Annotated in this window: 10 protein-coding genes; 6 read left to right on the forward strand and 4 right to left on the reverse strand. The window is 39.6% G+C overall.

What is annotated here, in order from left to right:
* Nucleotides 1-22: 22 nt before the first annotated feature.
* Entirely contained in the window at nt 23-706 is a 684-nt protein-coding gene (locus tag Q8M41_RS06395; RefSeq protein ID WP_305364419.1) for a peptidoglycan recognition family protein, read from the reverse strand.
* Nucleotides 707-839: 133 nt separating this feature from the next.
* Between Q8M41_RS06395 and Q8M41_RS06400 the strand changes: the two genes are divergently transcribed.
* The 4 genes from Q8M41_RS06400 (at nt 840) to Q8M41_RS06415 (ending at nt 5,522) form a co-directional block, all read left to right on the forward strand.
* The gene (locus Q8M41_RS06400; protein WP_305364420.1) at nt 840-2,066 is read left to right on the forward strand and encodes a DUF5009 domain-containing protein; all 1,227 of its coding nucleotides are present in this window, start codon (nt 840-842) and stop codon (nt 2,064-2,066) included.
* 265 nt (nt 2,067-2,331) lie between these two features.
* Nucleotides 2,332-2,634: a DUF485 domain-containing protein gene (locus tag Q8M41_RS06405; RefSeq protein WP_305364421.1), complete on the forward strand. Its 303-nt coding sequence runs from the start codon at nt 2,332-2,334 to the stop codon at nt 2,632-2,634.
* Between the two features lie 29 nt (nt 2,635-2,663).
* Nucleotides 2,664-4,238 (forward strand): sodium/solute symporter, encoded by a 1,575-nt coding sequence (locus tag Q8M41_RS06410; protein ID WP_305364422.1) that lies wholly within the window; start codon nt 2,664-2,666, stop codon nt 4,236-4,238.
* Nucleotides 4,239-4,298: 60 nt separating this feature from the next.
* The gene (locus Q8M41_RS06415) at nt 4,299-5,522 is read left to right on the forward strand and encodes an aminotransferase class V-fold PLP-dependent enzyme (RefSeq protein ID WP_305364423.1); all 1,224 of its coding nucleotides are present in this window, start codon (nt 4,299-4,301) and stop codon (nt 5,520-5,522) included.
* Nucleotides 5,523-5,584: 62 nt separating this feature from the next.
* Here the strand turns inward: Q8M41_RS06415 and Q8M41_RS06420 are convergent, their stop codons facing one another.
* The 3 genes from Q8M41_RS06420 to Q8M41_RS06430 all read right to left on the reverse strand — a co-directional run bounded on the left by Q8M41_RS06420 (nt 5,585) and on the right by Q8M41_RS06430 (nt 10,144).
* The gene (locus Q8M41_RS06420; protein WP_305364424.1) at nt 5,585-7,252 is read right to left on the reverse strand and encodes an L-lactate permease; all 1,668 of its coding nucleotides are present in this window, start codon (nt 7,250-7,252) and stop codon (nt 5,585-5,587) included.
* Nucleotides 7,253-7,366: 114 nt separating this feature from the next.
* Nucleotides 7,367-8,806 (reverse strand): PQQ-dependent sugar dehydrogenase, encoded by a 1,440-nt coding sequence (locus Q8M41_RS06425; protein WP_305364425.1) that lies wholly within the window; start codon nt 8,804-8,806, stop codon nt 7,367-7,369.
* A 27-nt stretch (nt 8,807-8,833) separates the two neighbouring features.
* A complete protein-coding gene (locus Q8M41_RS06430; RefSeq protein ID WP_305364426.1) occupies nt 8,834-10,144 on the reverse strand; it encodes an amidohydrolase/deacetylase family metallohydrolase in 1,311 nt (436 codons plus the stop codon).
* Between the two features lie 270 nt (nt 10,145-10,414).
* Between Q8M41_RS06430 and Q8M41_RS06435 the strand changes: the two genes are divergently transcribed.
* A complete protein-coding gene (locus Q8M41_RS06435) occupies nt 10,415-10,960 on the forward strand; it encodes an RNA polymerase sigma-70 factor (RefSeq protein ID WP_305364427.1) in 546 nt (181 codons plus the stop codon).
* Between the two features lie 234 nt (nt 10,961-11,194).
* Nucleotides 11,195-12,373, forward strand: a complete 1,179-nt coding sequence (locus Q8M41_RS06440) for a FecR family protein (protein WP_305364428.1) — start codon at nt 11,195-11,197, stop codon at nt 12,371-12,373.
* Nucleotides 12,374-12,376: the final 3 nt, after the last annotated feature.

The following is a 12,376-nucleotide window of genomic DNA, read 5'->3' on the forward strand; positions in this document are numbered from 1 at the left end:
TTGATACTGAGTTTTTATTCTCTTATTTCTTTATGGCACCTTTTATATCCAGATCTTTTATTTTTTCCCTTATATTGCTCATAAACTCATCACCCGGATCAGTTTTATTTGTCAGGTAATTCGGATCTTTCTCTTTCCAAAGTGGATGACCAATAAATGATTTGTATTCATGGTGCCCGATCACATATTCAATATTATATTTTTTCTTAAGGTACCTGATCAATGCAACATTTGCTTCCAGTTGTTCTTCAGTTAATGGAGAATTACTGCCACCCACATTTTCTACGCCGATGGCACAATAGTTAAGTCCTATGGTATGACGGGCGAAGGCAGTTTCAGGCAATTGTCTGAAAATGACTCCATCACGATCTACGAGAAATTGTGCGGCCACATTTAAACTGCTTGCCCCTGCAATTCCACTTCTGGCACCGGGCAGGAGGGCAGGATTCATTACATCAAATGATTGTTCAAGGGTAGGGATAGCGGTCCAGTGGAGCACAATCATTCTGGGAACAATAGTGGCAGAGTCCTGAATTATTCCATGACGTTCTTTCAGGTATTCAACCGAGAGTTTTTTTCGCAGTTCATCAAATACGACAGGTTTATTAAAGGTTCTGAACGTTTGGGCAAAGGCCATATTTGTTTGCATGCCCGAGCTAAAAATGGTTAGCAGCAGCAGAATTGATGTTCTAAGATTTAGTTTCATCCCTTTTTTAAAATATTCCGGTTAATTTATTATAAATGTAATACTATCGGTCTAAATAATCAGGGCTAATTCTTTACTTTAGTAAACCGTTATCCCGATTTGTTTGTCCAGAAATCCAATTTATGATTATTATATGATATCAAGTGTCCCTGAAAACCAGTTAGAGAACCCCAAACCAAGTTTCACCGCACAGCGTATATCCTCCATCGATATTTTAAGGGCTATTACGATGGTATTCATGATCTTTGTTAACGATTTCTGGTCATTGACTGATATCCCGGAAGGGTTGAAACACGTAAAACGAGGGGTAGATGGAATAGGTTTTTCAGATGTAATTTTCCCCGCTTTTCTGTTTATTGTGGGACTTTCATTACCATACGCTATTGATAACAGGATTAAAAAAGGTGATAGTACTGCCGGAATAGTTCAGCATATTTTATTCAGGACTGTTGCCTTATTAGTAATGGGTGTGTTTCTTGTTAACGGTGAAACTGTTAACGCTGCAGCGATGGGAATCCCCGCCTGGCTCTGGTATCCGCTAAGCTGCTTCTGTTTTATTTTAATTTGGAATACCTATTCAAGTAAAGTCAATAAAGCCCTGGAAAATATCCTGAAGATTTCCGGCATCATTACTTTGATAATTTTAGCTTATTATTATCGCGGTGGGGAGAATGGAGATGTTCTTTTCGCGAGCCAATGGTGGGGTATTCTTGGTTTAATAGGCTGGGCTTACCTTGCCGGTGCCCTGGTTACCTTATTCTCAAGAAATAATTTCTATGCGCTTCTGTCTGCCTGGATTTTCTTTTGTGTATTGAGCATGGTAAATAAAGCAGGTTTGATTCCCGGAAGTATATCAGCATATATTCCTGGAGCTATTTTGGGAGGTACCTTGCCCGCACTGACAATGGGAGGGGTTTTAACTTCCTATGTATTCAGGCATTATGTTAAAATAAATGAGCGATGGAGGCTCACCCTGATATTTCTGATTTCATCATCGGTTTTAATAGGTTTATCGATAATAACCCGCCCATATTGGGGCCTTGCTAAGCTAGGTGCTACCCCTTCATGGCTATTTCTTTGTTCAGCCTTTACTTTAATGGCCTTTACCCTGATCTATTGGGTAGCGGATGTCTGGAAAAAGAGCAAGTGGTTCGATATCATAAAACCTGCAGGCACCGATACCCTGCTTTGTTATCTGATACCTTATTTTGCTTATGCTATCGTCAGAATCACCGGATTAAAACTTCCGGATCTTCTTTTGACAGGAGGATTAGGCTTATTGAAGTCGTTTTGTTTCGCACTTTTATGTGTATTGATTACCCGTTCCCTGAATCGGATTTGTTTGAAACTTAAAATTTAGCTGTTTAAGAGGATATTTGTCAAATATAGACAGAACAGAAGCGGCGAAACCGGCATTGTAACAAAAGCGTAACGATTTTATGACTTTTAAAAGATTAATTGCAATAAGGCGGCTTATTCAATTTTTTTTCATAGAATTATAGATTCGTTTATGGCAGCATTATTTCCATGATATAAAACCGATTTTCCGGGGTTTCAATGGCAAACATTTTCTGAATACAAATCCTTTTTTAATTAATTTTTTAGATACTAACACAGGTAAAATTATGAGTAAAACAAACACACACGAGATTCTTCAAAGTGCGGCATTCAAGAAACTTGTTAAAAACAGATGGAATATATCTCTATCGTTCACATTCGTCATGCTTTTTGTTTACATAGGTTTTTTACTTTTAGTGGCTTATGATAAAGACTCCCTTAAAATGCCTATTGGTGAATCTCTTAATTTAGCAATTGTTGTTGGTTTAGGGATTATTTTGTTTTCCTGGTTAATTACAGGAGCATATGTTTATTGGGCAAACAATTATTATGATGAAGCCGTAAAGGAAATCAAAAAAGAAATTATCTAAATATCTATACATCTATAAAATATATGTCTTTGAACTTATTACTTCAAATCAGCCCGGAAGTTACCCCATCTACTCTGGGAACTGCAAATCCGGTATCAATCGCAATTTTCTTCCTTTTTGTTGCAGTCACCCTTTATATTACTTACTGGGCGGCTAAAAAAACAAAAACAGGATCTGAATTTTATGCCGCCGGAAGGAATATTTCCGGTTTTCAAAATGGGCTTGCATTAGCAGGTGATTACATGAGCGCCGCATCTTTCCTTGGTATTGCCGGGATGGTAGCAACTAAGGGCTATGATGGATTGATCTATTCTATTGGTTTTCTTGTAGGCTGGCCACTTATTATGTTTTTAGTAGCAGAGCCACTTCGGAATCTTGGTAAATACACGTTTGCCGATGTGGTGGCTTTCCGTTTAAAGCAAAGACCTATTCGTATCGCAGCAGCAGCGGGGTCATTAATGACTATTGCATTTTACCTCATTGCCCAAATGGTTGGAGCAGGGAGTTTGATCAAAACCTTATTCGGTTTAGACTATGAGATCGCGGTAGTGGTGGTTGGTGTAGTTATGACTTCCTATGTGCTTTTTGGTGGGATGCTTGCAACAACCTGGGTGCAGATCATTAAAGCAGTTCTTTTACTTTCAGGAGCTACTATTTTGGTTTTACTTGCACTGTCTAAATTTAATTTCAGTCCTGGAGAATTATTCCTTTCAGTAAAATCTCAATATGGTGCCGATATGCTTGCTCCGGGAGGTTTTATTACCAATCCATTTGATGCGCTTTCACTTGGTTTAGCGCTAATGCTTGGAACTGCTGGTCTTCCGCACATCCTGATGCGTTTCTATACTGTACCTGATGATAAGGCTGCCAGGAAATCTGTTTTTGTTGCTACCGGTTTCATCGGATATTTCTATATTTTAACTTTCTTCATCGGATTTGCTGCTCTTGCTTTGGTGGGTAAAGATGCAATCTTAGGTCTTGATAAGGGAGGCAATATGGCTGCGCTTCTCCTTGCAGAAAATACAGGAGGAAGTGCATTCCTTGGTTTTATTGCTTCTGTGGCATTTGCAACGATTCTTGCAGTAGTTGCAGGTCTTACACTTTCGGGTGCCTCAACTATTTCGCATGACCTTTATGTACACGTGGTGAAGCATGGTGTTTCTGATGAAAAAGGTGAAATGAAAGTAGCAAAGAGAGCGACAATCTTTTTAGGAGTGCTTGCAGTTGCTTTAGGCTTGATGTTTAAAGGTCAGAATGTTGCATTCATGGTTGGTCTCGCATTTTCAATAGCAGCAAGTGCAAATTTCCCGGCATTGCTGATGTCAATCATTTGGAAAGGATTTACCACAAAAGGTGCTGTTTGGTGTATGGTTACCGGAGCTTCTCTCGCTTTGATATTGATTGTTCTCAGCCCTACAGTTTGGGTTGATATCATGGGCAATTCAGAAGCAATTTTTCCTCTGAAAAATCCTACCATCGTTTCAATGACTTCAGCCTTCGTGGTGGGTATCATTGTCTCACTTTTACAACCAGAAAAAGAAGCAGCCGATTTATTCGAAAGTGAAAAACTCAGAACCTATCTCGGTCACGGTTCTGAAAAATAATCGATGTCTGATCAAGCCCAAGGCTGATCAGACATTTTTTTTACTATAAAAACTAATTATATGAAACGCAGAGACCTTCTAAAAGGTTTAACAGTTCTTCCATTAGCAGGAGGGATTTTATCAGGAGAAAGTGCAGCAGCTACTAACTTGTCATCATTAGCTAACACTGCCGCTGCAGCAGCAAAAAGAGATTTATTCAAGGAATTAGGTGTACGGACATTCATTAATGCCAGAGCCACCCTAACCTTTATGACCGGATCGCTGATGCAGGATGAGGTGCTTGATGCGATAAAAAATTCATCCAGAAGGTATTGTATGCTGGATGAGCTGCAGGATAAAGTAGGTGCCAAAATAGCTGAATTATGCCATGCTGAAGCGGCAACCGTTACTTCAGGAGCATTTTCTGCGATTATGTTGGGAACTGCAGGTGTATTATCAGGTCTTGATGCAAAGAAAGCCGCGATGATTCCTCACCTGGAAGGTAGTGGTATGAAAACAGAGGTTATTTTGCAGAAGGGTCATAATATTGGCTACTATCAGGCAATGAAAAATTGTGGTGTAACTATGGTTTGGGTTGAGACCCGAGAGGAGCTTGAGCGTGCCATAAATGATAAAACTGCAATGATGGCCTTTATGAATTGCAATACAAACTCTGGTCAGATCAAACATAAAGAATGGCTGGAAGTTGCAAAAAGACGCAATATTCCAACACTTATTGATATAGCAGCCGATGTTCCTCCAATTGAAAACTTTTGGAAATTCAACGACATGGGCTTTGATTTGGTATGTCTTTCAGGTGGAAAGGCAATTCGTGGTCCGCAAAGCTCTGGAGTACTGATGGGCAGGAAAGATTTGATTGCTGCAGCCCGATTGAGCGCTTCACCAAGAGGAAGTACAATTGGAAGAGGTCATAAAGTAAATAAGGAAGAAATTCTTGGTTTGTATGTTGCTATTGAAAAATTCATACGTACAGGTGAGGATGAATGGAACTTCTGGATGAAACAGATTGCCCATATCGAAAATGCCGTGAAAAATATCAAAAGTGTTAAAACACGTGTTTTTGTACCTGAATTGGCTAATGCTACTCCCAATCTGGAGATATCATGGGATCCGGCAGTCATTCCTGTTACCGGGCAGCAGATTCAGGAAAGACTGAGTAAAGGAGAACCTGGTATTGAACTGAATGCAGGTAAAAACAATATCTCACTGGTTACCTTCATTATGGTTCCAGGAGAAGAAAAAATAGTTGCTACCCGTATAAAAGAGGAATTATCTAAAGCCTGATCTAAGGTATTTAACTATAAAGCTAAGGCTGACAGGGTTTTAAACCCTGTCAGCCTTTTTTATTACTTTACAACCATATCTGAGAACGGTATAACATAAGCCTGAAGGAACACGAATAATCCTACGAGTGCAGCCAGAGCAATACTGTGGAAGAAAACATATCTAAGAATCTGTCCCTCATGTCCATACCAGTTTGTTGCGGTACTGGCTACAACAATACTTTGAGCATCAACCATTTTTCCCATTACACCTCCTGAACTGTTCGCGGCAGCCATTAAAATCGGACTAACATCAGTTTGTTTGGCCGTAATGGTTTGAAGACTTCCGAATAATACGTTAGAGGCCGTATCAGAGCCTGTTAGGGCAACTCCCAGCCACCCCAGCATGGTTCCAAAAAATGGATAAAGAACCCCTGTTTTTGCCAGAGCCAACCCCAGGGTGGCATCAGCCCCCGAATATTTGGTTACATAACCTAGTCCGAGCATTGCAGCAATGGTGATCAATGAGAACCTGACCCTCCACAAGGTCTGCATGTATATTTTAAGCATCTCACGAATGGAATAACCTATTGCAAAACCTGCAATTAGGCTGGCAACTAAAATACCGGAACCTGTAGCCGATATCCAGTTTAGTTTGAAAACAGCCTCTTCAGTTTTTGCCGGTTTATCGATGCTTGGGACCGGAGCAATAGGAGGGGAGCGTTTCACCAGATTATGCAGATATGAAACCTGATATTCTGGTGCTGATATCGAGTTTAAGGATTTTTTAACCGTAGGAACCCCCCATGCAAAAATAAATATGGTAAGTATTATCCAAGGAGTCCAGGCACGCACCATGTCTTTTGTGGAAACTGAGACAGGATCTGCAGCAATTGGAATCACATCGTCTGCTTTTGGTAGTTCCCAAATAGTTTTTGGCTGCCAGAATTTGAGCAGGACAATAATTGAAACGATGGAGGCAATAGAAGCAAAAATATCAACTAACCATGGTCCGTGGTAATTTGAAACAAGGAATTGTGTCACTGCAAATGATAAGCCGGCAGTAAGTGCTGCGGGCCATACACTGATCATGCCCCTGAATCCTGCCATTGCCCAGATTACCCAGAATGGAACGATGAATGAGAATAGAGGAAGTTGTCTTCCTACCATGGCAGATAATTTTAGTATATCTATGTCTGTTACGGCCGCCAGGGCAATAATAGGGGTTCCCAAAGCACCAAATGCGACAGGGGCGGTATTTGCTATCAAAGATAATCCGCAGGCCGCCAGGGGCCTGAAACCAAGCTGAATCAGAATAGCAGCTGTTATAGCCACCGGAGTTCCGAAACCTGCGGCGCCTTCAAAAAAAGCACCGAATGCAAAGGCTATCAGAATTACCTGTATTCTTGGATCAGGTGCTATCGTTGATAAATGCATCCTGATTAAGGTGAACAAACCTTTATTGACTGTTAACTGATATAGGAATATAAGATTCAGAACGATCCAGCCGATCGGAAATAAGCCATATGCACTTCCGTAGAGTGTTGTCGCAGCAACAGTTTGAACAGGCATCTGATATACAAAAAGTGCAACTCCGATCGCTACTACCAAACCTAAAACAGCTGCCAGGTGAATCCGGATATGGAATACAGCAATAGATCCCAGAAGAACGATTATCGGCAGCGCTGCAAGAATAGTGGATAGCACGGCATTGTTTAGCGGATCATAATTTTGAGACCAGATTTGTTCCATCTTAAAGAATTTAGTTTTTTAAATAGACTCACAATTTATAAATAAAATTGAATAGAAAATCCCCGGAATTGATATTTGAAATCGATACCGGGGATCTGAATTAATTCTTTTTAATTATTTTTTTGGGAGAGTGACTTTCCATATTCTTCCACCTTCAGAATTTGCCGTTCCATGCTCCATGACATAAATTTTATTATCAACCATAACAGCATCCACAGGGGCATTGAAATTGTTGACAATAGTAGTTGTCTTCATGTAATAGTTATCTGCGGCCGAATTATATGACATATCTAAATGCATCAGGTCTTTTCCAGCTTTTCTTAACAAATTAGTTCCCGGTCGGTCCGACCCTCCACCATATCTGAAAACGAATCCATCGCCTTTAAATTCCGGGGAAAGTACATTCCTTACATCAAAAACTAGTCCTAAAGGCACACTATGAGCATTAAATGTGCTAACGGTTCTTCCTGTTATATCCCCATCTACAATTTTACCAGATGCAATATCCCGGTATTCATTCGCGTCAGGTCCCAAATTCTGAACTCCTGCTGAAAAGTTAACTCCTTCAGGGATTTTTGGAAAATCAGGGTCATTCCTGAAATATTTTACAATCCAGGCATGTGAGCCGGGGCTAATGAATGGATCTTTCGCCGGATCTGGTTCCCAGGGTGAAAATTGCTGCGGGTTTTCGATTCCGGCCATTTGCCATGGGAAACCATAATGTCGGCCCTCCCTGATCCAAAACATTTCCTCTGATTGATCATAATCACCCGAATTTACAACGCCAAATAGATTGCCCTTCCCGTCAAAAGTCATATCATAGGCATTTCTGATACCCTCGGCATACAGATAGCCATCAGCTTTTAACTTCGCTGCATCAGTGCTTAGGAGTAAATTTTCAGCACTTACGGGGATTCTGAAGACATTGGCTGTCAGGGCATTGTCGCGGGCATTAGGGTATACACCTTTATTGTCCTGTACTTCTCCATGATCTGTTCTTGCTCCGGAGTTTACATAAATGAATTTTTTATCCGGACTGACAACCAGGGCATTCCAGCCATGATCAAATGTGGTGGCATTGGTTCCATATTCAACAGTATTGAAAACTTCTTTCATTATTGGTTTGGATCCTGACAGCTCATATTTTACCATTCTACCCTTAGTTCCTTTTCCTTCATTTACACTGATATTACCACATAAGTATAAGGTGTTCCCCAAAAAAGCAGCACCCTGTAATCGGGTGATACCATGATCTTCAGCACTGAAAATCTGATGTTCTTTTGCCTCAGGAGTGTCAAAATCTGATATCCTGAATACATTGCCATCAAAAGTTGAGTACCAGAATTCCCTGGTCTTTGGGTTTAGAATCAATCTAACGCCCAGACGGCCAATATTCATCACTTTTTCGACAATTATATCTGCCCTTAATGATACTGGTGTCTTTATTGGTGCTGCAGCTCTGGGACTGTTTTGTTGTGCAAAACAAAATACTGAGCAAGAAAAAAACAGGGTTAGAAGCCCTGTTTTTTTAAATGTGCATCGAATGGTGCCCATAAATATTATCTATTGAAAGTTAAGTTATCAGTTTGCTGCAGGTCTTGCAGGTCTTGCAGGTCTTGTCCTTGGAGCACTTGGAAGTATATTAGGCTCAGCAATTGCATTTAAATTATAAACAATCCTACCTGCTCTGATGGTCATTTCAGTTTCTAACCTGTTTTTTCCTGCAATTTTACCGTCTCTGGCATAATAACCGAAATTACCTTCTCTTAAAGTAAAGATTGCAACATCAGCCTCTGAACCAACTGAAAGGTTCCCCAACTCAGGTCTTTTTACTTCCTGGGCAGGATTCCAGGTACTCGCTTTGATTACACTTTGAAGGTCCATTCCCATTGCCATGAATAGCGACATAATGTTCGGCATATTCTTCATAGCATTGTTCATACTTCCGGTGTGAAGGTCAGTACTGATTGAATTTGGATAGAAGCCGCTTTTAATTGCAGGAGTTCCCTGATTGAACAGGAAGCTTGATCCACCAAAACCGACGTCAAAAATTACGCCTCTGTTTTGTGCTTTGATTACATACGGTTTTACCTTATTAGTGCTTACATCAACAATTGACTCACGTCCATTCGGGCTTGTACTTCCATTGCCTCCAAATGCATGGGTATAAATATCGCCAGGGCGGAATTTCACATTGAACAGAGAATCTAATGGAAGGAATGGAGTTGCACCACCAAAGTCAACAATAACCGGAAGGTTCGCCAGACGACCTGCTTCCATTAAACGGTCGGTTGGAACCCAGGTGCGACCGTTAAAGTGAGCAAGTTTGAAACCAACAATATCATTCGGGTATTTTTTTGCCATTTCAGCAGCTTTTTGAGAATCCATCTCATTGATGTCGTTCTCATACTTGCCACCTGCCATACCCTGACCAACAATGTTCAAAAATGCAAGTACACGGGTTTGAGACTTCTCTATGGTTTGCTTTTTGTACAATTCAAAAGTTTTCCAACCCGGGCTACCTGCATCCACAACTGTGGTAACACCCGCAGGGAAGGTAAATCCATCCGCAGGTAAACTTGCAGGAGCATTCATATAGGCATCGCCATCATGGCCCCAAAAAAAGTGTACGTGAATGTCAATTAATCCCGGGGTAACATACATACCCTTAGCATTAACAACCTGAACTCCCTCTGAGGCGTCGATGTTTTTTGCAAGCATTGCAACTTTTCCGTCCTTAATAGCAACATCCATCACTGTATTGATGTTATTTTTAGGATCAATAACATGGCCCCCTTTTATAACGATGTTATAAGGCTTTGGTGTTTGTGCCTGAACGCTGAAGTATACAGAGAAGAGCAGGGCGAAAATAAAAAGATGTTTTTGATTCATTTTACTCGTTTTAGTTTTTATTATGTTGGTTTATCTCATTGATTTTAAACCATTAGCAAGAATTTTAATTTCTGGTTAATGGTTTACCGGTAATATGGAGTGTCAATTTATGAATATATCCCCTAGTCTAACAATAATATTTTTTTTGTTACAGAAGGATTTGTTTTTTGACAAAATTCTATTTTAGTGGAACATTTCTTCCAATGGTTTAGCTTATGCCCTTTAACAAATTTTGATTTTTACTTTTTATTTAATAGTTTTAGTGTCTGTATGACTGAGCATTTAAAAATTGAGGATGTAGAATTGATGGATCGGATTCGGTCGGGAGATGATATGGCGCTTAAGCTTATTTATAAAAAATACTGGAATCAATTATTTTCTTCAGCATTTAATGTCCTGCACGACCAACAGGTTTGTGAGGATATCATTCAGGAGATTTTTATCAATCTTTGGAATAAAAGGGAAATAATAGAAATTAAAGTATCTCTCAAATCCTATCTTTTCGCTTCAACCCGCTACGAAGTTTACAGGCAGGTTCGTTTTAGCTCAGTTCGGGAAGATTTGTTTGAAAATATATTTGAGCGCATGGAATCGCCATCTGAATATGGTAATATTGAGCATCGAGAACTTCTATCCCAGATAAATTCTATTGTTGATAAATTGTCTGCAAAATGCAAGGTGGTTTATAAATTAAGCCGGGAAGAACAATTATCTCACAAGCAAATCGCCTCACAACTTGATATTTCTACTAAAACTGTCGAAAACCACCTGAATAAAGCACTCCGCCAATTGAGAATATCTCTGGGCTTGTTTTAAATTATTCATTTCCTATATTTCTTTTGTTTAGTCAATTATTGCCTGGATAAACTTATTCTGGTTTATCAAAAGGCCTACTTATCCGCTCTTTAATCCCCATTCCCCATTTCCTATTCCCAATTTTTCTCCACTCTCCACTCTCCACTTTCCATTCTCCACTTTCAATTATCTTTTTTTTTTATTCCGTCTAGGGGATAGAGCCTGTTTTTTACTCATCATATCAAACGACCTGCTTTGGATAAGAAAGATTTTCAAAAACTATTGGATAAGTATATTGCCGGAGAGGCCTCTATGGAGGAAGAACAGCGTTTGCTTAACTTTTATGGCAGTTTTCAGAAACAATCTGAATTAGAGCAGGAAATTGATCACATTGGTGATAATATCTTTGAAAGAATTCGGGAAACTATTCATCCTGTTGAAGAAGATCAGTATTCTTATAGATTTTATTATTTAAAATCCATTTCAATTGCAGCAATGATATTGCTGGCTATCACCACAGGTATATATTTTTACTCCAACCGGGAGATCGTCAAACCTGAAAACTTTGTCGAGATTGATGTCAGGAATGATATTGCACCCGGATATAATAAGGCAATATTAACACTTGCAGATGGTTCAAAGATAAGTCTCGATGACGCAGCTAATGGTTTGCTTGCCAGCCAGGGGAATATTGCCATTACTAAAACAGAAAATGGACAGATTGTCTATGAAAAGAATAATGTTGACAGGTCCAAGTTTATATCCAATCGTTCTGTTATCAATACAATACAAACTCCAAAAGGGGGTAAATATCAGGTTCGTTTGCCTGATGGGAGTAAGGTTTGGTTAAATTCGGCCTCTACACTCAGTTATCCAACTACTTTCGCCGGTAATGAACGTAAAGTTCAATTGAAAGGGGAGGCTTATTTTGAGATTTCAGCCAATAAAAATATTCCATTTCGTGTGCAAAGCGGTAATCAGATCGTAGAAGTATTGGGTACACATTTTAACATAAACTCTTATGATGATGAAGATTACGTTAAAACAACTTTATTGGAAGGAAGTGTTAAAGTTATCCTTAACTCTAAACCAAATGTAATTTCCAACACCAGGCTCCTGAAACCCGGAGAGCAATCGCTTACCAAATCCTCCCGTTCAGATATCCGGATAGAGAATGCCGACACAGAAAAGGCTATTGCCTGGAAAAATGGCTATTTCAAATTCAGAAACACACCAATAAGGGAAATTATGCGTGAAATTGAACGCTGGTACGATGTTGAACTGGTCTATGAAGGTAAAATGCCAACTGATGAATTCACAGGTTTTATCTCTAATGATGTGAAGATATCAGCTGTTCTTAAAATAATGGAAGCAAGCGGTGGAGTGAAATTCACTGTAAAAGGAAAGAAATTAAAAGTTAAATCAATGCCATAAACC

It is taken from the genome of Daejeonella sp. (assembly GCF_030684675.1).
Classification (GTDB): Bacteria; Bacteroidota; Bacteroidia; order Sphingobacteriales; family Sphingobacteriaceae; genus Daejeonella.